The organism is Methylobacterium sp. Leaf456 (assembly GCF_001425465.1).
GTDB lineage: Bacteria > Pseudomonadota > Alphaproteobacteria > Rhizobiales > Beijerinckiaceae > Methylobacterium.
Window position 1 is genome coordinate 171,440 of the sequence record NZ_LMQV01000034.1, and the last position, 20,673, is coordinate 192,112.

A 20,673-nucleotide genomic window follows, 5' to 3' on the forward strand; every position below is an offset into this window, starting at 1 on the left:
GCGTCTATCGCCCAGCGAGGATCAGGGTGATCAGCACCGCCGCCACGCTGACGAACATGACGCTGCCCAGCACCAGCTCAGACAGCGCGTTGGCGGAGATGTAGGTTCCGGCGACGCGCCCGAGGACCGAGACGGCGCCGTGCCGCTCATGCGCCCCCGGATGACCGCAGGACGGGCAGGCGACCGCCTTCTCCGAGACGCGGTGATCGCAGGCAGGACAGGGGACAAGGACCATGCGGTGCTCCCTTCCGGTCGGGCGACCGTCGGATGGCCGCCCCACTCGACCTGGGAACGGCTCCGCTTGTCTGCAAGGGGGTACGGGTTTTCGAGTGAACGCGGAGCGCCGTGCGCATCCCCTCGCCCCGCACGCGGGGAGAGGGCTTCGATGACCTCGTCGTCATCGAAGCGAGGCGGCAGCCGGGGGTGAGGGGGCGGTTCAGGGCGAGCCTTGTCCGTCGAGTCCCCCTCACCGCCGCTTCGGCTTCGCTTCCTGCATGGACGACGAGGTCCATGCAGGCCTCTCCCCGCGTGCGGGGAGAGGGGGAACCCGGCGGCGCGCGAAGCAACCTACCCTTCTAGCGGCTCCTCGCCGACCAGCTCGATACCGAAGCCCGAGAGGCCGACATAGGCGCGGGACGAGGAGGACAGGTTGCGGATCGACACGACGCCGAGGTCGCGCAGGATCTGCGCGCCGAGGCCCACCTCGCGCCACTGGCGCACCCGCTGCGCCTCGGCGCCCTCCTCGGCGTAGCGGTTGATCGGCACGCCCGCGGTGCCGTCGCGCAGATAGACAAGGACGCCCCGGCCCTCGGCGGAGAAGCGGCGCATCACGCTCTCGATCTGGCGCCCGCCCTCGATCACGTCGGCGACCACGTTGGAGCGGTGCAGGCGCACCAGCATGTTGCGGCCGTCGCCGATATTGCCGTGGACGAAGGCGAATTGCTGGATCGGCTCGAACGGCGTGACGTAGGCGTAGCCGGTCATCGGGCCGAACTCGGTCTTGACCGGGAAGGTGCCGACGCGCTCGACCAGCCGGTCGCGGGCCTGCCGGTAGGCGATCAGGTCGGCGACGGAGACGCGCTTGAGGCCGTGCTGCTCGGAGAACGCATCGATCTGCGGCCCCTTCATCACGGTGCCGTCGTCGTTGGCGAGTTCGCAGATCACGCCCACGGGGGGCAGGTTGGCGAGCTTGCACAGATCGACCGCGGCCTCCGTATGGCCGGAGCGCATCAGCACGCCGCCGTCGCGGGCGATCAGCGGGAAGACGTGGCCGGGGCGCACGAAGTCGTTCGCGCCCATGTTGCCGTTGGAGAGCGCCCGCACGGTGTTGCAGCGCTGCTCCGCCGAGATGCCGGTGGTGAGCCCGTGGCGCACGTCCACCGTGACGGTGAAGGCGGTGCCGAGCGGCGCGTCGTTCGAGGCCACCATCGGATCGAGGTGGAGCCGGCGCGCTTCGGCGAGCGTGATCGGCGCGCAGACGATGCCGCAGGTGTTGCGGATGATGAACGCCATCTTCTCCGGCGTGCAGAGCGAGGCGGCGACGACGAGGTCGCCCTCGTTTTCACGGTCGTCGTCGTCGGTGACGACCACGATCTCGCCGCGGGCGAAGGCCTCGATGGCCTCGGTGACGCTGCAATGGGGCACTGGCTTCGTCTCGTTCGTGTTCGAGCGGGTCAGGCGCGTTCGCCGACCTGCCCACGATGGCGCAGATAATGGTCCGCCAGCACGCACGCCATCATCGCCTCGGCGACGGGCACGGCGCGGATGCCGACGCAGGGGTCGTGGCGGCCCTTGGTGATCAGGTCGAGTTCCTGGCCGTCGCGGTTCACGCTCCGGCGCGGCGTCAGGATCGAGGAGGTCGGCTTCACGGCAAAGCGCACCACCACCGGCTCGCCGGAAGAGATGCCGCCCAGGATGCCGCCGGCATGGTTGGCGAGGAAGCGGGGGCGACCGTCGTTGCCGCTCCGCATCTCGTCGGCGTTGTCTTCGCCGCGCAAGGCCGCGGAGGCGAAGCCGTCGCCGATCTCGACGCCCTTGACCGCGTTGATCGACATCATCGCGGCGGCCAAGTCCGCATCGAGCTTGCCGTAGATCGGCGCGCCGAGGCCGGGGGGCACGCCTTCGGCCACCACCTCGATCACCGCACCGACCGACGAGCCGTCCTTTCGGATGTCGTCAAGATATTCTTCGTAGAGGGCGGCGGCCTGCGGGTCGGGGCAGAAGAACGGATTCTTTGCCACCTCGTCCCAGTCCCAGCGCGAGCGGTCGATGGCGTGCGGGCCCATCTGGACGAGCGCCGCGCGGATGGTGATGCCGGGGATGACCTTGCGTGCGACCGCGCCCGCGGCGACCCGCGCCGCGGTCTCGCGCGCGGAAGAACGCCCGCCGCCGCGATAATCGCGAAAACCGTACTTGGCGTCGTAGGTGTAGTCGGCGTGGCCGGGCCGGTAGCTGTCGCGGATGTCCGAATAGTCCTTCGAGCGCTGGTCGGTGTTCTCGATCATCAGCGCGATCGGCGTGCCGGTCGTGAGCTGGCGCCCCCCGGTGCGGTCGTCACTGAACACGCCCGACAGGATCTTCACCTGATCCGGCTCGCGCCGCTGGGTGGTGAAGCGCGACTGGCCGGGCTTGCGCCGATCCAGCTCGGCCTGGATGTCCTCCGCCTCCAGCGGCAGGCCGGGCGGGCAGCCGTCCACCACGCAGCCGAGGGCGACGCCGTGGCTCTCGCCGAAGGTCGTGACGCGAAAGAGATGGCCGAAGCTGTTGTGGGACATGGCGCTGCGTGCCTTAGCGCGGGATGCCGTGGGGCACAAACTCGTCATGCCGCATGAGCCGAGCTGATGAGTGCTCTGCACAGCCGCGGGTTTCCGATGGAATAAACGTAGCCCATAGGCTACAATTCTGCATGCCCGAGATTCTTCGGACACCCGCCTTCACCGATTGGCTTCGCGGGCTTCGCGACGCGCGCGCCAAGGCGCGGATCGCGTTGCGGATCGACCGTCTCGCTCTCGACAACCCCGGCGACGTCAAGTCGGTCGGTGGCGGAGTGAGCGAGATGCGCATCGATTACGGGCCGGGTTACCGCGTCTCCTTCACACGTCGAAGCGGCGTGCTGGTGATCCTGCTGTGTGGGGGCGACAAGAAGAGCCAGGATCGCGACATCGCCCGGGCCCAAGCGCTCGCGGCCTCACTGCGAGGGATCGCTCAATGACCGAAACCAGCCCCTACGATTCTGCCGAATTCCTCGATTCGGATGAGGCCATTGCCGAATACCTCGCGGCAGCCGTCGAAGAAGGCGATGCGGCCCTGTTCCGTCGGGCGCTCGGTGTCGCGGCCCGCGCCCGCGGCATGACCGAGATCGCACGGCAGACCGGCTTGTCGCGGGAAAGCCTGTATCGGGCGCTCTCCGACGAAGGCAATCCGAGCCTCGACACCGCGCTACGCGTGGTCAGCGCGCTCAATGTCCGCCTCACGGCGACCGTAGCGTCCGGCTGATCTGTTCTTCCGCCACATCAAGCCCGCCCCGCGCCTTGAGCGCCCGATAGGCCGCGACGCCGTTCGCGAGGTCGGCCCAGAGCCGCCGCTCGTCGGCGAGGTCGGCGAGCGTGTAGGTGAGGCCCATGATGTGGGCGGCCTCGTAGCCTTCGGGCAACTCGCCCGCAGTGCCCAGCGTGATCTCCGCCACCGGCAGTGCTTCCGAAAAGTCCGACAGGCGCGTCCGCAGAGCCGCCCCGCTCGCGCGCAGCCGGGCGCCGGCCCGCGGCCCGTGCTCGCGGATCGCCGCCACCGTGCCTTGCGCCAGCGACAGATGCACGGCCTCGCGATGGGCCGGAAACAGGTAGACGAGATAATAGCCCTGCGTCGCGCTGGTGGTCACTGCCGGGTCGAAGGCCGCCAGCCAGGGCACGGCGGCCCAGCGGGTGCCGCGGCCGGGGCTGCCCTTCACGAGGTAGGTGCTCCCGAACGGGGCCAGCGCGGCGCGCAACTCGTCCGCCGCGCCGCGTCGGATCACATGGGCGAGCGGGTGGCCGGCCGGCGGGTCGAGCCGGGCCAGCGGGTATTCCTCGATGATGCGGCGCAGGGCGTGGCCGAGCGTCACGGCCGATGCAGCACGCCGCCCGGCGCCGGGGCGGAGACGCCCGTGGTGCTCGGGAAGGTGATCGGCAGGCCCTCGACCGAGCGGAGCGCCAGATAGGCGAAGGCCTGCGCCTCCAAAAAGTCGGCGGACCAGCCGAGGTCGTCGGCGTTCACGATCTCGGCGTCGAGCAGATCCGCCAGCATCGTCATCAGGGTCCGGTTCTTCACGCCGCCGCCGGCGACGATCCAGCGGGTCGGGCGCGCGGCGGCGTGGTCGAGGCTCGCCCGGATCGCGCGGGCCGCGAAGGCCGTCAGCGTCGCGGCGCCGTCGGCGGTGCCGAGATGGCCGGCGAGCCGGTGCGAGAACCACTGGCGGTCGAGCGATTTCGGCGGCGATTTTTCGAAGTACGGATGCCGGAGAAGCCACGCGACCAGCTCCTCGTCCACTCGGCCCCCGGCCGCACGGGCGCCGTCGCGATCGAAGGCCACGCCCTCGCGCTCGGTCATCCAGTCGTTGACCGGCGCGTTGCCCGGGCCGGTGTCGAAGGCCAACAGCCCGCCGTCCTTATCGATCAGCGTCACGTTGGCGACGCCGCCGATGTTGAGGACAGCGATCGGCCCCGAATAGCCCGCGGCCTCGGCGAGCGCCCGGTGGAACACCGGCACCAGCGGCGCCCCCTGCCCGCCCCGCGCCACGTCCTCGGCGCGAAGGTCGGCGACCACTGGAATCCCGAGACGCCGCGCCAGCCCCGCGCCGTCGCCGATCTGCACCGTCAGGCCCTCGCGCGGGCGGTGCATCACCGTCTGTCCGTGGAAGCCGACGACTGCGATGTCGGCAGGCGTCAGTCCGTTCTCGGCAAGGAACGCTTCGACCGCCTCGGCATGGGCGCGGGTCAAAAAAGCCTCTGCCTCGGGGAGGCAGCCCGGTCGGTCGGTGCGGACCTTCACGGATTCGGCATCGCGGAGCGCGTGCGTCAGCAGCGCCCGCTCCTCATCCGAATAGCCGCGATAGCCCGTGGGGCCGAGCGCGGCGACGCGGTCGTTGCCGCTGCGCGTCACGCGGATGGCCTTCCCGTCGCTCTCGATCAGGGCGACGTCGATCCCGTCGAGAGACGTGCCGCTCATCAGGCCGATCGCGCGCCGCATCGTCATGTGCCGCTTGTCCCGTCGCGTTTCCGGTATCGGTTTGCTAAGAGCCGGCCCGTCCGCTCGCCTTCGCATGCGAGCTAGCACGGGCTCTGCGCGCCTGTCGCGCCGCCCCACTCCAGAGACCGCCATGACCGCCGAGAGCTTCGCGCCGCAATCCGACTTCCTGAAGGTGCTGACCGAGCGCGGCTACATCCATCAGGCTTCCGACAGCGAGGGCATCGACGCGGCGGCCCGCGAGGGGCGGCTGACCGCCTATGTCGGCTACGATTGCACCGCGGCCTCGCTCCATGTCGGGCACCTGCTCTCGATCATGATGCTGCACTGGCTCCAGGCGACCGGCGGCAAGCCGATCGCGCTGATGGGCGGCGGCACCACCCGCGTCGGGGACCCCTCCGGCCGCGACGAGGCGCGCAAGATCCTGAGTCTGGAGCAGATCGAGGAGAACAAGAACGGCATCCGAAAAACCTTCGACCGGTTCCTGACCTTCGGCGAGGGGACAGGCGACGCGATCATGGTCGACAACGCCGAGTGGCTGACCAAGCTCAACTACATCGAGATGCTGCGCGACGTCGGCCGGCACTTCTCGGTCAACCGCATGATGTCGATGGACAGCGTGCGGCTGCGGCTGGAGCGCGACCAGGAGCTGTCGTTCCTGGAGTTTAACTACATGATCCTCCAGTCCTACGACTTCGCTGAGCTGAGCCGCCGCTACGGTTGCCGGCTGCAGATGGGCGGCTCGGACCAGTGGGGCAACATCGTCAACGGCATCGATCTCGGCCGCCGCATGGGCACGCCGCAGCTCTACGGGCTGACCTGCCCGCTGCTGACGACGGCGTCGGGCGCCAAGATGGGCAAGACCGCCGCGGGCGCCGTCTGGCTCGATGCCGGGATGCTGAGCCCGTACGATTACTGGCAGTTCTGGCGCAACACCGAGGACGCCGATGTCGGCCGCTTCCTCAAGCTGTTCACGCTGCTGCCGATGGACGAGATCGCCCGTCTTTCCGCGTTGCAAGGCGCCGAGATCAACGAGGCCAAGACGGTGCTGGCCACCGAGGCGACCCGTCTGATGCACGGCGACGAGGCCGCGCAGAATGCCGCCGAGACTGCGCGAAAGACCTTCGTGGAAGGCACGCTCGCCGAATCGCTGCCGACCGTCACGGTGCCGCGCGCCGTGCTGGACGCCGGCCTCGGCGTGCTCACCGCCTTCGGGCCGGACTACGCGAAGCTCGTGCCCTCGACGAGCGAGGCGCGCCGCCAGATCAAGGGCGGGGGCCTGCGCGTCAACGAGGTGCAGCTCACCGACGAGAAGGCGACGCTGACCTTGAGCGACACGACGGCGGACGGCGTCATCAAGCTCTCATTCGGCCGCAAGAAGCACGTGCTGCTGCGGCCCGAGTAGTCTTTTCGGGCCCGTCGTCAGAGCGGGATCACGAGGGCGATCCCGGCCAGAACCAACGGGATCGCGGCGAGGGCGAGCAGCGTCTGCGCCGCGATGATCCCGGCCATCAGGGCGGCGTCCCCGCCGAGCTGACGCGCCATGATGTAGGACGAGGAGGCCGTCGGCAGCACTTGGAACACGAGGGCGACGGTGAGGGCGGGGCCGTCCAGGCCGAAGATCAGGGCGCTCACCACCGTGGCGGCGGGCATCGCCAAGAACTTGATCGCGCTGGCCCCTGCGATCGCCCCGGTCCAGGCCCGCACCGCGCCGAATTCGAGCGCCGCGCCGATGCAGAGCAGACCGAGCGGCAGCGAGGCGGCGCCGAGCGTGCGGAAAGCCGGCTCCAGCCCCGGCGGCAGGTGGAGCCCGAGCATCCGGAAGCCGATTCCGGCGAGCGAGGAGACGACCAGCGGGTTGGTCGCGATCTGTCGGGCGATGCCGAGGCCGGACAAACGGGCCGAGCCGTAGCGGGCGAACACCACGACGCAGAGGATGTTGACGGTCGGCACGATCGCCGCATTGCAGATGGCCGCGAGCGCGATGCCCTTGGCTCCGTAGAGGCCCGCCGCCAAGGTAACGCCGACATAGTTGTTGAAGCGCACCGCGCCCTGGAACACCGAGGTGTAGCCGGGCCCGTCGATCCGCATCAGCGGGCGCGCCGCGACGACGAGGCCGGCGACCGTAGTTGTTGCCAGGATCAGCGTCAGGGCCAGCTCGGCCACCGGCAGCGCGTCAAGCTGCGCGGTGGCGAGTCCGTGGAAGAACAGGCTCGGCAGCAGGACGAAGTAGGCGAGCCACTCGGCGCCCGGCCAGAACGCGCCGTCGAGGAAACGGCCGCGCCGCAGCCCCATGCCCAACGCGATCAGCAGGACGACCGGCAGCAGCGCCAGAGCGACCGCGCCGGTCATGCCTTCAGCGTCAGTGCGCGCGGGCGATGCAGAAATCGACCGCCTGAAGGAGCGCCGCCTTCACCGGGCCATCCGCAAACACGTCGAGCGATGAGCGGGCGGCGTCGCCGTAATGGCGGGCGCGCTCCATCGTCTCTTCCAGCGTGCGGTGGCGGCGCAGGATCGCCAACGCTTGTTCGAGGTCGCCCTCGCCCAGTTCCTCGCGCTCCAGGGTGCGGCGCCAGAAGACGCGCTCCTCGTCCGAGGCGCGGCGGAGCGCCAGCACGATCGGCAGGGTGATCTTGCCCTCGCGGAAGTCGTCGCCGACGTTCTTGCCGAGCGCGGCGCTGGTGCCGCCGTAATCCAGCACGTCGTCGATGAGCTGGAAGGCGATGCCGAGATTCATCCCGTAGGCGCGGCAGGCCGCCTGCTCGGCTTCCGGCCGTCCGGCCAGAACCGGGCCGACCTCGCAGGCGGCGGCGAACAGTTCGGCGGTCTTGCCGCGGATTACCGCGAGGTATTCCTCTTCCGAGGTCTCGGTGTTCTTGGCGGCGGTGAGCTGCATCACCTCGCCCTCGGCGATCACGGTGGCGGCCGCCGACAGGATGTCGAGGGCGCGGAGCGAGCCGACCTCGACCATCATGCGGAAGGCTTGCCCGAGCAGAAAGTCGCCGACCAGAACGCTCGCCTCGTTGCCCCACTTGATGCGGGCGGCGACGCGCCCGCGGCGCATGTCGCTCTCGTCGACCACGTCGTCGTGCAGGAGGGTCGCGGTGTGCATGAACTCGACCGCGGCGGCGAGCTTCACCGCCCCGTCCCCGCCCGCGTAGCCGGCCAGGTCGGCGCAGGCGAGCGTCAGGATCGGCCGCAGGCGCTTGCCGCCCGACGCGATCAGATGGTTGGCGACCTCGGGGATCATCGCGACGTCGGAGCCGGTGCGCGACAGGATCGTGGTGTTGACCCGCTCCATCCCGCCCGCGACGAGGCGCACGAGGTCGTCGAGGCTCGCTTCCGAATCCGTGCGGCCTTGGTCCAGCGGTACGACGACGCCCAAGCGCGGAGCCTCCGGATGGCGTGCCGGCGCAACGCCGGCCCCTCTTCCCCGTGGCGCCCCCTCTCGCATGCGACAGCCTGCATCGCAACATGCGCCGGGGCCGCGCGGCCCTGCGCCGCGAAGGCATTCCTCTCCCTTTCGATGGCGATGCTGTAGGGAGAGTTACGGCCCATGACGGCCGGAAGGCAGGCACCGCCGTGACCGAACTGATCCGCAGCAACGACATCGTCTTGATCGGCTTCGCCCGCTCGCTGCTGGAGGGCGCACAAATCCCGCTCCTCGTCGCCGACGAGCACATGAGCGCGCTCGAAGGCTCGATCGGCGCCTTCGGTCGGCGTCTGCTGGTGCCGGACGACCACGCGCCCCAGGCCCGGCGCATCCTGACGGATGCCGGCCTCGCCTCCGAACTGCGCGATGATCCCCGCGGCTGAGCCCGACCGCTTCCTCGGCGGCGCCCTGCTGCTGCATCAGCCGCCCCGCGGGGCGCATCGCGCCGGCACCGATGCGGTGCTGCTCGCCCGGTTGCTCGCACCGGAGCCGGGAGAGACGGTCACCGATCTCGGCGCCGCGACCGGCGCGGTCGGGCTCACGGTCGCGCATCTCGCGCCGGAATGCCGCGTGGTGCTGGTGGAGCGCGACCCGGCGCTGGCCGCGCTGGCGCGGGAGAACGCTGTGGCCAACGGGCTCGACGCGCGGGTCTGCGTCATCGAGGCCGACCTGCTCGCGCCCGGCGCCGTCCGCCGCGCCGCGGGGCTGGTGTCGAACAGCGCCGACCTCGTGCTGACCAACCCGCCCTTCTTCGAGGGACCGGGCCACCGCCCCTCCCCCGATGCCGGCCGCGCCGCCGCCCACGCCTTTCCGGCGGAGGGCGGGCTCGATGCCTGGCTGCGGGCCTGTGCCGACCTCGCTCGGCCGGGCGGGCGGGTCGGGTTGATCCACCGGGCCGACGCCCTGCCGGCCTGCCTCGACGCGCTGGAGGGCCGCTTCGGCGAGTGCGCCGTGCGCGCCGTCCACGCGCGGGCGGACCGCCCGGCGATCCGCGTGCTGATTTCGGGGAGGAAGGGCAGCCGCGCGCCGTTCCGCCTGCTGCCGCCGCTGGTGCTCCAGGATTCCGAGGGACGCTCCACGCCTGAAGCCGAAGCCCTGCACGGGCGGACATGAGAAAGGGGCGCCCGGACGGGCACCCCTCGGGATGTGCGGCTCAGTAGAACCGGCGGTGCCAGTGGTGGCGACGGTGCCAGTGATGGCGGCGATGCCAGTACGGCCGTGGGCGGTAGTAGTACGGGCGATAGTAGCGCCGCGGGCGCCAGTAATGCCGGCGATAGTAGTGCCGCGGGCGGTAATAGACCGGACGGTAGTAGTAGCGCGGGCGCCAGTGGCGGCGGTAGCCGTAGTAATAAACCTTGGCGACGAGCGGCGCCTCGGCGGTTTGGGCGGCCATCGGCGCGACCGGGAGCGGGGCGGCGTTCGCCGTGGCGTTCAGCCCGGCCAACCCGCCGAGCATCCCGAAGGCCAGGATGAACAGGCGTAGGATACGCATGGAGACGGTTCCCTCCGTTCCGTCCGGATGGTGCGGACGCGCGCGGACGGATTCGCGGCCCGGCCGCGCCGGAACGATCGTTCGGAAACGGCGGTCATGAACGTCGTATGGCCGAGTTTGGTTCGCGCGCTTTCGACTTCGTGATCGGCCTTGCAGGAGCCGGCTCGATGGATCGCGATCCGGCCTGCTGTTAACGAGGGATCCCCGTCAGCCGCTGAGACCTCCATGCCGTTTCGCCTGCCCGAAAAGTTGCGCTTCCTCCTGCCGCGCCGCTTCCGCAAGGCGGCGCCGCGGGTCGCGGTGGTGCGGCTCAGCGGGGTGATCGGCGCGGTCTCGCCGATCCGGCCCGGCCTCTCGATCGGTTCGGTAGCGCCGAGCCTGGAGCGGGCCTTCGCCATGCCGAGGCTTTCCGCGGTGGCGCTGGTCGTCAACTCGCCCGGCGGCTCGCCGGTGCAGTCGCACCTGATCTTCAAGCGCATCCGGACGCTCGCCGAAGAGAAGAAGATCAAGGTCTTCGCCTTCGTCGAGGATGCGGCCGCGTCCGGCGGCTACATGATCGCCTGCGCGGCCGACGAGATCGTGGCCGATCCGGCCTCCATCGTCGGCTCCATCGGCGTCGTCTCGGCGGGCTTCGGCTTCGACCGGCTGATCGAGCGCATCGGCGTCGAGCGCCGCGTCCACACGCAGGGCGAGGCTAAGGCGATGCTCGACCCGTTCCGCCCCGAGAACCCGGAGGACGTCGCCCGCCTGAAGGAACTTCAGGCCGACGTGCAGGATCTTTTTACGACCCTCGTGCGCGCCCGGCGGCCGGGGCTCGATGCGGGCCAGGACCTGTTCACCGGCGCGGTCTGGACCGGCCGTCAGGCGGTGGCCCTCGGCCTCGCCGATTCGGTCGGCGACCTGCGTGGCACACTGCGGGAGCGCTACGGCGAGAAGGTCGAGCTGCATGTGGTGCCGGAGACCCGCGGCTCGCTGCTGGCCCGCCTGCTGCGGCGCTCGACGCCGGGACAGACCGCCGCCTCGCTCGCCGAGGGCGCAATCGCGACGGTCGAGGAACGTGCGGCCTGGGCGCGGCTAGGGCTGTAGCAAGCCACGCCTACGGCTCATGTGTGCCGCGTCGTCAAAGCGGCTTGTCCATCTCCTCGGCGATGATGGCGAGGTATCCGGGAAGCAGCGCTTCGAGCCTTTCCTGCCCGAACCGCGTCAAGCCGACATGCTTGATCCTCGCGTCGCCGGTATCCTTGGCCTGGGTGATCAGCCCATCGTCGAGCAGGAAGCGCAACGTTCGCGCGACGACGGGGCCGGCCACGTCCAGGCGTTCGGTGAGTTCACCGACGGTCAACGTGTCCCGGTCGGGCTCACGATCGATGACGATGAGAACCAGGAATCGCAACTGCGACAGACCCTGGTCGTTGAAGTAGCTCTCCAGTCGCCGGATCATCAGGCTTGCCCTGCGCATCATGGCAAGGCCCGACGCAATCGTCCTCGGCGCAACGCCGTGGGCCTCTGCATAGCCTTGGATCATCTGTTGTGACGGGAGATCTTTCAAGAAAAACACGCGCACGCCCTTGCCGGTGAATCACGCGACGGGTTGCAGGAAGGTCAGTTCGACCGGGCGGGCCAGCCACGCCTCGTATCGTCGAAAGACCGCCTGCGTGTAGGGCTGTGCGTGATGATGGTCGAAAGCGGCCTGATCAGACCAGATCTCGTAGAGGTGAAGCTGTTCCGTAGCGACCCCACGATGGAGATCGAAGCGTAGACATCCTCCCTCGGCCCGAGTCGCGACCATGATGGCCTCGATCGCCGCCACGGCGTCCGGCAGGTGCTCTGGCTTGGGCGTGATCGTGGCAAAGATCGCGAGCGGCACGGCATCCTCCCCGTCTAAATAATTATCAAGATATATATCCTGATATCTGTTTCCGCAACAGGCGATGAGTCGGACGGAACCTCCCTGACGCGCTTGTACGGTCGCAGGCCGTCACAGTTGCTGCCAACTTCAAAACACTGTACCGATCGGTCCATTCTTGACCTATCGGTACGGAGATGCCCATGTCACGCCCGCCGCTGCCCCCCTTCACCGCCGAGACCGCCGCGCAGAAGGCGCGCATGGCTGAGGACGCCTGGAACAGCCGCGACCCCCAGAAGGTGGCGCTGGCCTACACGCCCGACAGCGTGTGGCGGAACCGGGCGGAGTTCATCCAGGGCCGCGATGCGATCGCCGCCTTCCTCACCCGGAAGTGGGCGCGCGAACTCGATTACCGCCTGATCAAGGAGGTGTGGGCGCATGAGGGCAACCGGATCGCCGTGCGCTTCGCCTACGAGTGGCGCGACGACAGCGGCCAGTGGTTCCGCTCTTACGGCAACGAGAACTGGGAGTTCGACGAGGCCGGCTTGATGGCCCGCCGCATCGCCTCGATCAACGACCTGCCGATCGCCGAATCCGACCGCAAGTACCGCTGGCCGCTGGGCCGCCGGCCGGACGACCACCCGTCGCTGACCGATCTCAGCCTCTGACATGGCCCGCGCGATCGCCCGGCGGGACGATCTCCTGCCCGTGCTCGCCGAGACCTTTCGCGAGCACGGCTACGAGGGCGCGAGCCTGTCGCTGATCGCGACCGCGACGGGGCTCGGCAAGGGCAGCCTCTACCACTTCTTCCCCGGAGGTAAGGCCGAGATGGTCGAGGCGGTGCTGGCCGAGATCGAGGCATGGTTCGAGGCCCGCGTCTTCGCCCCCCTGCGGCAGGCCGACGATCCGGCCGCGGCGATTGCCGCGATGTTCACGACAGTGAGCGACTACTTCCGCTCGGGCCGGCGCGTCTGCCTCGTCGGCGCGCTCAGCCTGAGCGACGCCCGCGACCGGTTTGCCGAGACCCTGCGGCGCTACTTCGCCCTGTGGGTCGAGGCGCTGACCGGGGCGCTCGTCCGCGCCGGCCATCCGCCGGAGGGGGCGACGGCGCTCGCCGAGGACATCGTCGGCGGCATCCAGGGGGCGGTGGTGCTGGCCCGTGCGCTGGACCGACCGGAGACTTTCGACCGAATTCTTGTGTGTTTGCGGGAGCGGAGCCGGCTGACGGCGGGTGCCTGAAGGTGGCACCGTTTCGCTCGGCCGCTCCCACCCAACCCCCTCATCCTGAGGTGCTGCGAAGCAGCCTCGAAGAAGGGCTTCAGGGATCGCGCGGCGGGCTGGAGCCCTCCTTCGAGGCCTCCGCTTCGCTCCGGCACCTCAGGATGAGGGCGAGAGTGGGAAAACCGCGACGCGGTCAGGCTCGATCCAGATTGAAAAAGGCTGGGTGAGCGCTCAGCGGCAGGCCGCCGGGGCGCTGCCGTAGCCGCTATAGACCACCCGCACCTTGCGGACGCAGGTCTCGGCGGGCGCCGCAACCGGGGCGATCTCGACCGGCGTGACCGTCACCTTGGTCTCGACGGTGTCGGTGCCGTCGGAGGTGGCGAGCGCGGAAGCACCCATCACGATCGGCGTGGCCGCCAGCGAAGCGGCGACGAGGGCGGCGAAAACAGTCAATCCCTTGCACATGATCTTCCGAGCCGTGGTTGGCGCTGGCCGTTGGGGCGAAGCGTAGCCATTCTTTCGCCGCATTAACTTGGCGGCAACCTCTACCGTTCCCGGTCTCGAAGGTTCGACGAAGAAAAGATGTGCCGGGCGGCACGTGGCCTCGGCCGGGCGGCGAGAACGCCCTCGCTTGACACCCCGCCCCTCGCTCGTAAACGAGCCGGCGACTCCTTCCTCCGCCGTCGGACCCCCGCACAATGAGCGACGCCGATCTCTCGCCCACCCGCTCGTTCCAGGGCCTGATCCTGACGCTCCAGCGCTTCTGGGCGGCGCAGGGCTGCGTGATCCTCCAGCCCTACGACATGGAGGTCGGCGCCGGCACGTTCCATCCGGCGACGACGCTGCGGGCGCTCGGCCCGAAGCCGTGGAAGGCGGCCTACGTCCAGCCCTCGCGCCGGCCGAAGGACGGGCGCTACGGCGAAAATCCCAACCGGCTGCAGCACTATTACCAGTTCCAGGTGATCCTGAAGCCGAACCCGCCGAACCTCCAGGAACTCTACCTCGCCTCGCTCGACGCGATCGGCGTCGATCTCAAGCTCCACGACATCCGCTTCGTCGAGGACGATTGGGAAAGCCCGACGCTGGGCGCCTGGGGCCTGGGCTGGGAATGCTGGTGCGACGGGATGGAGGTGAGCCAGTTCACCTATTTCCAGCAGGTCGCGGGCTTCGAATGCGCGCCGGTGGCGGGCGAGTTGACCTACGGGTTGGAGCGCTTGGCGATGTACGTCCAGGGCGTCGAGAACGTCTACGACCTCAACTTCAACGGCGGCGAGGGCGACGCCAAGGTCACCTACGGCGACGTCTTTCTCCAAGCCGAGCAGGAATATTCGCGCCACAACTTTGAGGCCGCCGACACGGCGATGCTGTTTCGCCAGTTCACCGATGCGGAAAAGGCCTGCCGCAGCTACTTGGAGGCCGGCGCGCCGACGGACGAATCCGGCCGCCACCGCATGGCCCAGCCAGCCTACGACCAATGCATCAAGGCGAGCCACGTCTTCAACCTGCTCGACGCCCGCGGCGTCATCTCGGTGACCGAGCGGCAGAGCTACATTCTACGGGTGCGCGAACTGGCCAAGGCCTGCGGCGCGGCGTGGCTGAAGACCGAGAGCGGCGGCGCCGCCGCGGCGTGACGCTTGGGCGCGGGCGCCGTCATCGAAGCGACATGCGAGGGGAATAGCGCCGGGGCTTCGACCGACGCTTTCGCGACGAGCCCGCGATGTCCGACACCCCCTCCCCCGATCTCGACGCCCTCATCGCGGTGCGCCTCTCGCGGCGCGGCCTGATCCGCGGCGCGGGCGCCGCCGCTTTGGCCGCCGGCCTCGGCCCCGTGCCGACGCTGGCCGCCGAGCCTTCCGCCTTCGACTTCCCGGAACTCGCCGCCACCGTCGACGAGCATCTCCACGTGGCGGAAGGCTACGAGGCGCGGGTGCTGCTGCGCTGGGGCGATCCGCTGTTCCCGGACGTGCCGGCCTTCGACCCCACGGCGCAGACCCCGGAGGCGCAGGAACAGCGCTTCGGCTACAACAACGACTTCGTCGGCTTCATTCCCCTTGAGGGCGATCCGAACCGCGGCCTGCTCGTGGTCAACCACGAATACACCAACGCCGAACTGATGTTTCCAGGCCTCGGCGCCTCCGACCGCAAGGGCGTGATCGCGGCGCTGTCAGCGGAACAGGTCGCAATCGAGATGGCGGCCCACGGCGGCTCGGTGGTCGAGATTCGCTACGATAACGGCCGCTGGGCCCCGGTGATCGGCTCGAACTTCACCCGCCGCATCACCGCGAACACGCCGATGACGCTCACCGGCCCCGCCGCCGGCCATCCCCGGCTGGCGACCGCCGCCGACCCGGAAGGGCGGCGGGTGGAGGGGATGATCAACAACTGCTCCGGCGGGGTGACGCCCTGGGGGACGTGGCTCTCGGGTGAGGAGAACATCCACTACTATTTCCAAGGCACGCTGCCGGAGGGCCACCCGGAAACCGGCAACGGCAAGACGATGGGGATGGGCAGTCCGCAATACACCTGGGGCCGCTTCCACGAGCGGTTCGATCTTTCGAAAAACCCCAACGAGCCCAACCGCTTCGGCTGGGTGGTGGAGATCGACCCGTTCGATCCGGCCTCGACGCCGCGGAAGCGCACCGCGCTCGGGCGGTTCAAGCACGAGGGTGCGGCGGGGGTGACGGCGGGGGACGGGCGCTACGTCGTCTATCTCGGCGACGACGAGCGGTTCCAGCACGTCTACCGCTTCGTCAGCGCTAAAGCCGTCGGGGCCACCCGTGCAGCGAACTCGACTCTACTCGATTCGGGAACGCTCAGCGTCGCCCGTTTCGAGGCCGACGGCACCGGCCGGTGGCTTCCCCTGACCCACGGCCAGGGCGGGCTCGACGCGGCGAACGGGTTCAGTTCCCAGGCCGACGTCCTGATCGAGACCCGCCGCGCGGCCAAGCTTTTGGGTGGTACCCCGATGGACCGCCCGGAGGACATCGAGGCGAGCCCCAAGACCGGTCGCGTCTACGTGATGCTGACCAACAACACCAAGCGCACGCCCGAACAGGTCGATGCCGCCAACCCGCGGGCGGCCAACGCCTTCGGTCACGTCATCGAGATCACGCCGGACGGGGCCGACCACACGGCGCAAACCTTCCGCTGGGAGGTGCTGGTGCGCTGCGGCGATCCGGCCAAGCCCGAGGTGAAGGCGACGTTCTCGCCGCTGACCTCGTCGGACGGCTGGTTCGGCATGCCGGACAACTGCGCCTTCGATGCGAGCGGCCGGCTCTGGATCGCCACCGACGGCAACAACCGCCGTGCCACCGGCCGGGCCGACGGCATCTGGGCGGTGGAGACGGACGGCCCGCGCCGGGGCACCTCGAAGCACTTCCTGCAGGTGCCGGTCGGCGCCGAGATGTGCGGCCCCTGCTTTACCCCGGACGACCGCACCTTCTTCGTCGCCGTCCAGCATCCGGGCGAGCCCGACGAGGAGGGGGGCCTCGGCTCCTACGAGAAACCCTCGACCCGCTGGCCGGATTTCTCCGCCGACATGCCGCCCCGGCCTTCGGTGGTGGCGGTGACGCGCAAGGGCGGCGGGCGGATCGGCTGAAGTCATCTCGACGCGGCCCGAGCGGGCCGCTATTCCCGCGCGCATGCCCGATCTTCTCCTCGAACTCCTCTCCGAAGAAATCCCCGCGCGCATGCAGCGGCGTGCGGCCGAGGATCTGAGGAAGCTCGTCACCGATGCGCTGGTGGAGCGCGGCTTCCTCTACGAGGGCGCCAAGGCCTTCGCGACGCCGCGGCGCCTCGCGCTGCACGTGGCCGGGCTGCCGGCCCGCGGCGAGGCGGTGCGCGAGGAGCGGCGCGGGCCGCGCGTCGGCGCGCCGGACGCGGCGGTGCAAGGCTTCCTGAAGAGCGCGGGGCTCGCGAGCCTCGATCAGGCGACCACGATCACCGATCCGAAGAAGGGCGAATTCTACCTCGCGGTGATCGAGCGGCCCGGCCGCGAGACCCTCGACGTGCTGGCCGAAATCCTGCCCGGAATCATAAAAAACTTTCCCTGGCCGAAATCGATGCGTTGGGGTGCGGCCTCGGCGCAACCCGGTAGCTTACGCTGGGTGCGCCCGCTGCAATCGATCGTCGCCACCTTCGGGCCCGAGACCGAGAATCCCGAGATCGTCCCGTTCTCGGTCGACGGCATCACGGCGGGCACGACGACGCGCGGCCACCGCTTCCTGGCGCCCGAGCCGTTCGAGGTGCGCCGCTTCGACGACTACGTCCAGGCGCTGGAACGCGCCCACGTCATCCTCGACACGGATCGGCGCAAGGACATCATCCTGCACGACGCCCGCGACCTCGCCTTCGCCCGCGGCCTCGACCTCGTGGAGGATGACGGCCTGCTCGAAGAGGTCGCCGGGCTCGTCGAGTGGCCGGTCGTGCTGATGGGCTCGTTCGAGGAGCGCTTCCTGGAGATTCCGGCGGAAGCCATCCGGGCGACGATCCGCGCCAACCAGAAATGCTTCGTGCTGCGCAAGAGCGGCACCGAGGAACTGGCCCCGGCCTTCCTGCTGGTCTCGAATCTGGTGGCTTCCGACGGCGGCGCCGCGATCACCGCGGGCAACGAGCGCGTGGTGCGCGCCCGGCTCTCGGACGCGCGCTTCTTCTTCGAGACCGACAAGGCCACGGGGCTGGAAGATCGGCTGCCGAAGCTCGACACCATCGTCTTCCACGAAAAGCTCGGCACCCAGGGCGAGCGCATCGCCCGGATCGCCGCGTTGGCGAAGGAAATCGCCCCGCTGGTCGGCGCCGACCCGGCGCTCGCCGAGCGCGTCGCCCGGCTCGCCAAGGCCGACCTCGTCACCGAGATGGTCGGCGAATTCCCGGAACTGCAGGGTCTGATGGGCCGCAAATACGCTGCGCTCCAGGGCGAGCACCCAAGCGTCGCCGCGGCCATCGAGGAGCATTACAAGCCGGTCGGCCCCTCCGACCGCGTGCCGACCGATCCGGTCTCGATCGCGGTGGCGCTTGCCGACAAGCTCGATACGCTGGTGGGCTTTTGGGCGATCGATGAGAAGCCGACGGGGAGCAAGGATCCATTTGCGCTGCGGCGGGCGGCTTTGGGCGTGATCCGACTCGTGAACGAGCAGGGTCTGCGACTACGCCTCAACCTCCTAACGTCACTTGCCCTCATAAAAGTGCAGCTAGATAGGTTTGGTGAAGTTTCTAACGACCAAGCTCAAGCGCTCTCGGACTCCTTAAAGCAGTTTGGCGTCACTGATCTCGATGCGCAGGCCGACGTCATTCACCATGCAGTGGAGAAGGCTGGCATTGATGTCAGTGAAGAACTTACAAAGAAAATCAATAACGATGTTTATACGATCTGCCTGTCTTTGTTGTCTTTCTTTGCCGACCGCCTAAAGGTCTACCTCCGCGACCAAGGCGCCCGCCACGACCTGATCGACGCCGTCTTCGCCCTCCCCGGCCAGGACGACCTCCTGCTGGTGGTCCGCCGGGTCGAGGCGTTGGGCGCGTTCCTCGGCACCGACGACGGAAAAAACCTGCTCGCGGGCTACAAGCGCGCGGCCAACATCCTGCGCATCGAGGAGAAGAAGGACGGCCGCGCCTACGGCGCCGCCCCCGACGCCGCCCGCGCGGCCGCCGGCCAGCCCGAGGAGCGGTCGCTGGCCGAAGCCCTGGACGCCGCCCGGGCCGAGGCCTCCGCGGCGGTCGCGGCGGAGGACTTTTCGGGAGCGATGCGGGCGCTGTCGCGGCTGCGGGCGCCGGTGGATGCGTTCTTCGAGACCGTTACGGTCAACGCCGACGATCCGGCTCTGCGCGAGAACCGCCTGTTGCTGCTCAACGCACTGCGCGCCGCCACCCGCGAAGTCGCGGACTTTTCGCGCATCGAGGGGTGAGCGCCGATCCGGCCTCTCTCCCACTCTCCCCCCTCATCCTGAGGTGCGAAGCGAAGCGGAGCCTCGAAGGAGGGCTCCAGGGATCGCGCGACCACTGGAGCCCTCCTTCGAGGCCGCTTCGCGGCACCTCAGGATGAGGGGATTGGGTGGGAGACGCCGAGGGTAAGGCTTCGAGACGCGGTCGCCCCCGCGACGCTCATCTCTATCAATTGATAAGTTGGCGATTGCAGTCCTCGACCCTATTCGCCGCCCAAACCTTTCTCCCAAAAAAATCCATCCACCGGACGTTGCGCCTCGGAAACAGACGGCGCCCGCGAATCGTGCGATTCCGTACAGATACGACGGGATTTTGCCGGCAAATGACACGCTTCGATGCGCCCGCCCTGATCGATGCGTGCTACGCCGCCGCGCTCGATCCGGCCCTGTGGCCGGCGGCGCTCGATGGGATCGCGCAGGCGGTCGGCGGGCGGGGTGGGCTGATCGTCTCGCACGATCCGCGGCGGACCCCGCTGACGCTGCACTCGGAGAGCCTGGACGCGGTCGACCGCGATTACGGCGCCCGCGGCTGGTGGCAGTTCGACACGCGCATCGCGCGGGCCAACGCCCTCGGCCTCGCCGCCGGCTCGGTGGTCTGCGACGAGATGTATTTCCCGGCCGACGCCAAGCGGCACGATCCGTTCATCCAGGATTTCTTCCGCGGCCACGGCCTCGACAACCTCGCCGGCTGCCTCGACACCGATCCGATCGACGGCACCGGCCTGTCCTTCAGCGCTCCGCGGGATGCCGCGCGCGGGGTCTTCGAGGGGTTCGAACTCGACCGGATGCGGCTGCTCGGCCCGCACGCCACGCGGGCGTTCAAGCTGACGACGATTCTGGGCGAGGCGCGGCGCGGGGCGGGGGACCTCGGCACGGCGCTCGACCGGATGCGGGCCGGCATCGTCGCCCTCGACCGGGCCGGCTGCGTGCGCAGCGTCAACGCGGCGGCCGAGAGGTTGGTCGCGGGCTATCTCGTCCTGCGCACCGGCCGCACGCCGGAGGCGGCGGAGCCCGCCGACCGCGACCGGCTCGGGCGCTTCCTGGCCGAGTACCTGCCCGGCCCCGGCGTGCCGCGGAAGACCTCGATCCTGCTGCGGCGCAAGGGCGGCGGTCGCCCGCTCTTCGTCGAGGCGCTGCCGCTGCCCGGCGGCGCCTCCGATTGCGCCTGGACGAGCACGTGGACCGGAAACGGCGTCAACGGCCTGATCCTGCTGGTGCGCGACCTGCTCGCCCCTTCCGCCCGCGCCATCGAGCCGCTGCTGGAGCCGCTCGGCCTCACCGCGGCGGAGGCCCGCGTCGCCGCCCTGGTCGGCCGCGGCGCGAGCCCGCGCGAGGCCGCCGGGACGCTCGCGGTCGGCGAGAGCACGGTGCGGACGCAGCTCAAGGCGATCTATGCGAAGCTCGGGATTCGCCGACAGAGTGAGCTGGCGGTGCTGGTGACGCGGTTGGATGGGGTGTGAGGGGCGCCGCCTGTCGGCGGCTGCCGGGTCGGCTTTCCCATCCATCCCCCTCATCCTGAGGT

General features: G+C 69.5%; 23 protein-coding genes. 12 read left to right on the forward strand and 11 right to left on the reverse strand.

What is annotated here, in order from left to right; all coding sequences use genetic code 11:
- Positions 1-4 precede the first annotated feature (4 nt).
- The 3 genes from ASG52_RS16370 to aroC all read right to left on the reverse strand — a co-directional run bounded on the left by ASG52_RS16370 (position 5) and on the right by aroC (position 2,774).
- Positions 5-235: a hypothetical protein gene (locus ASG52_RS16370; protein ID WP_056245363.1), complete on the reverse strand. Its 231-nt coding sequence runs from the start codon at positions 233-235 to the stop codon at positions 5-7.
- Between the two features lie 332 nt (positions 236-567).
- Positions 568-1,644 carry a 3,4-dihydroxy-2-butanone-4-phosphate synthase gene (ribB, locus tag ASG52_RS16375; protein ID WP_056245368.1) on the reverse strand — a complete coding sequence of 359 codons (1,077 nt, stop codon included), beginning with the start codon at positions 1,642-1,644 and terminating at the stop codon, positions 568-570.
- A gap of 29 nt (positions 1,645-1,673) precedes the next feature.
- A complete protein-coding gene (gene aroC, locus ASG52_RS16380; RefSeq protein WP_056245371.1) occupies positions 1,674-2,774 on the reverse strand; it encodes a chorismate synthase in 1,101 nt (366 codons plus the stop codon).
- A gap of 131 nt (positions 2,775-2,905) precedes the next feature.
- Here aroC and ASG52_RS16385 point away from each other — a divergent pair, with 131 nt between their 5' ends.
- Both ASG52_RS16385 and ASG52_RS16390 read left to right on the forward strand, forming a co-directional pair.
- The gene (locus tag ASG52_RS16385) at positions 2,906-3,211 is read left to right on the forward strand and encodes a type II toxin-antitoxin system RelE/ParE family toxin (protein ID WP_056245374.1); all 306 of its coding nucleotides are present in this window, start codon (positions 2,906-2,908) and stop codon (positions 3,209-3,211) included.
- Complete coding sequence (locus ASG52_RS16390) at positions 3,208-3,495, forward strand: addiction module antidote protein (RefSeq protein WP_056245377.1); 288 nt, start codon at positions 3,208-3,210, stop codon at positions 3,493-3,495. The genes ASG52_RS16385 and ASG52_RS16390 overlap by 4 nt, the downstream gene beginning before the upstream one ends.
- Here ASG52_RS16390 and ASG52_RS16395 read toward each other — a convergent pair.
- Positions 3,470-4,099, reverse strand: a complete 630-nt coding sequence (locus tag ASG52_RS16395; protein WP_056245380.1) for a DUF3578 domain-containing protein — start codon at positions 4,097-4,099, stop codon at positions 3,470-3,472. The two genes, ASG52_RS16390 and ASG52_RS16395, sit on opposite strands and share 26 nt — an antisense overlap.
- Positions 4,096-5,229, reverse strand: a complete 1,134-nt coding sequence (locus ASG52_RS16400) for an anhydro-N-acetylmuramic acid kinase (protein ID WP_200945621.1) — start codon at positions 5,227-5,229, stop codon at positions 4,096-4,098. The genes ASG52_RS16395 and ASG52_RS16400 overlap by 4 nt, the downstream gene beginning before the upstream one ends.
- 124 nt (positions 5,230-5,353) lie before the next feature.
- Between ASG52_RS16400 and tyrS the strand changes: the two genes are divergently transcribed.
- Positions 5,354-6,625 carry a tyrosine--tRNA ligase gene (gene tyrS / locus ASG52_RS16405; protein ID WP_056245382.1) on the forward strand — a complete coding sequence of 424 codons (1,272 nt, stop codon included), beginning with the start codon at positions 5,354-5,356 and terminating at the stop codon, positions 6,623-6,625.
- A gap of 17 nt (positions 6,626-6,642) precedes the next feature.
- Here the strand turns inward: tyrS and ASG52_RS16410 are convergent, their stop codons facing one another.
- The gene (locus tag ASG52_RS16410) at positions 6,643-7,572 is read right to left on the reverse strand and encodes an AEC family transporter (RefSeq protein WP_056245392.1); all 930 of its coding nucleotides are present in this window, start codon (positions 7,570-7,572) and stop codon (positions 6,643-6,645) included.
- A 10-nt stretch (positions 7,573-7,582) separates the two neighbouring features.
- Entirely contained in the window at positions 7,583-8,605 is a 1,023-nt protein-coding gene (locus ASG52_RS16415) for a polyprenyl synthetase family protein (RefSeq protein ID WP_056245395.1), read from the reverse strand.
- A gap of 197 nt (positions 8,606-8,802) precedes the next feature.
- On the opposite strand from ASG52_RS16415, the gene ASG52_RS16420 reads away from it, so the two are divergent.
- Both ASG52_RS16420 and ASG52_RS16425 read left to right on the forward strand, forming a co-directional pair.
- Positions 8,803-9,036: a putative signal transducing protein gene (locus ASG52_RS16420; protein ID WP_056245397.1), complete on the forward strand. Its 234-nt coding sequence runs from the start codon at positions 8,803-8,805 to the stop codon at positions 9,034-9,036.
- Positions 9,020-9,766, forward strand: a complete 747-nt coding sequence (locus ASG52_RS16425) for a tRNA1(Val) (adenine(37)-N6)-methyltransferase (RefSeq protein ID WP_056245399.1) — start codon at positions 9,020-9,022, stop codon at positions 9,764-9,766. Before ASG52_RS16420 ends, ASG52_RS16425 begins: the two co-directional genes overlap by 17 nt.
- Before the next feature lie 40 nt (positions 9,767-9,806).
- Here the strand turns inward: ASG52_RS16425 and ASG52_RS16430 are convergent, their stop codons facing one another.
- Positions 9,807-10,145, reverse strand: coding sequence for a hypothetical protein (locus ASG52_RS16430; protein WP_056245401.1), 339 nt, complete (start codon positions 10,143-10,145; stop codon positions 9,807-9,809).
- A 225-nt stretch (positions 10,146-10,370) separates the two neighbouring features.
- Between ASG52_RS16430 and ASG52_RS16435 the strand changes: the two genes are divergently transcribed.
- Positions 10,371-11,231, forward strand: a complete 861-nt coding sequence (locus ASG52_RS16435; RefSeq protein WP_056245404.1) for a S49 family peptidase — start codon at positions 10,371-10,373, stop codon at positions 11,229-11,231.
- Between the two features lie 34 nt (positions 11,232-11,265).
- Here ASG52_RS16435 and ASG52_RS16440 read toward each other — a convergent pair whose 3' ends face one another.
- Positions 11,266-11,670 (reverse strand): MarR family winged helix-turn-helix transcriptional regulator, encoded by a 405-nt coding sequence (locus ASG52_RS16440; protein ID WP_200945622.1) that lies wholly within the window; start codon positions 11,668-11,670, stop codon positions 11,266-11,268.
- 54 nt (positions 11,671-11,724) lie between these two features.
- Positions 11,725-12,012, reverse strand: coding sequence for a putative quinol monooxygenase (locus tag ASG52_RS16445; protein ID WP_056245406.1), 288 nt, complete (start codon positions 12,010-12,012; stop codon positions 11,725-11,727).
- A gap of 176 nt (positions 12,013-12,188) precedes the next feature.
- Between ASG52_RS16445 and ASG52_RS16450 the strand changes: the two genes are divergently transcribed.
- Together ASG52_RS16450 and ASG52_RS16455 are read left to right on the forward strand one after the other, a co-directional pair.
- Positions 12,189-12,659, forward strand: coding sequence for a nuclear transport factor 2 family protein (locus tag ASG52_RS16450; RefSeq protein ID WP_156383998.1), 471 nt, complete (start codon positions 12,189-12,191; stop codon positions 12,657-12,659).
- A 1-nt stretch (position 12,660) separates the two neighbouring features.
- A complete protein-coding gene (locus tag ASG52_RS16455; protein WP_056245412.1) occupies positions 12,661-13,230 on the forward strand; it encodes a TetR/AcrR family transcriptional regulator in 570 nt (189 codons plus the stop codon).
- 213 nt (positions 13,231-13,443) lie between these two features.
- On the opposite strand, the gene ASG52_RS16460 is transcribed toward ASG52_RS16455, so the two are convergent.
- Positions 13,444-13,677 (reverse strand): hypothetical protein, encoded by a 234-nt coding sequence (locus ASG52_RS16460; protein ID WP_056245416.1) that lies wholly within the window; start codon positions 13,675-13,677, stop codon positions 13,444-13,446.
- Positions 13,678-13,910: 233 nt separating this feature from the next.
- On the opposite strand from ASG52_RS16460, the gene ASG52_RS16465 reads away from it, so the two are divergent.
- The 4 genes from ASG52_RS16465 (at position 13,911) to ASG52_RS16480 (ending at position 20,611) form a co-directional block, all read left to right on the forward strand.
- Positions 13,911-14,843 carry a glycine--tRNA ligase subunit alpha gene (locus ASG52_RS16465; RefSeq protein ID WP_056245418.1) on the forward strand — a complete coding sequence of 311 codons (933 nt, stop codon included), beginning with the start codon at positions 13,911-13,913 and terminating at the stop codon, positions 14,841-14,843.
- A gap of 86 nt (positions 14,844-14,929) precedes the next feature.
- Entirely contained in the window at positions 14,930-16,810 is a 1,881-nt protein-coding gene (locus tag ASG52_RS16470) for a PhoX family protein (protein WP_056245421.1), read from the forward strand.
- A gap of 43 nt (positions 16,811-16,853) precedes the next feature.
- Positions 16,854-19,115 carry a glycine--tRNA ligase subunit beta gene (gene glyS / locus ASG52_RS16475; protein ID WP_056245433.1) on the forward strand — a complete coding sequence of 754 codons (2,262 nt, stop codon included), beginning with the start codon at positions 16,854-16,856 and terminating at the stop codon, positions 19,113-19,115.
- Between the two features lie 359 nt (positions 19,116-19,474).
- Entirely contained in the window at positions 19,475-20,611 is a 1,137-nt protein-coding gene (locus tag ASG52_RS16480) for a helix-turn-helix transcriptional regulator (protein WP_056245435.1), read from the forward strand.
- Positions 20,612-20,673 lie beyond the last annotated feature (62 nt).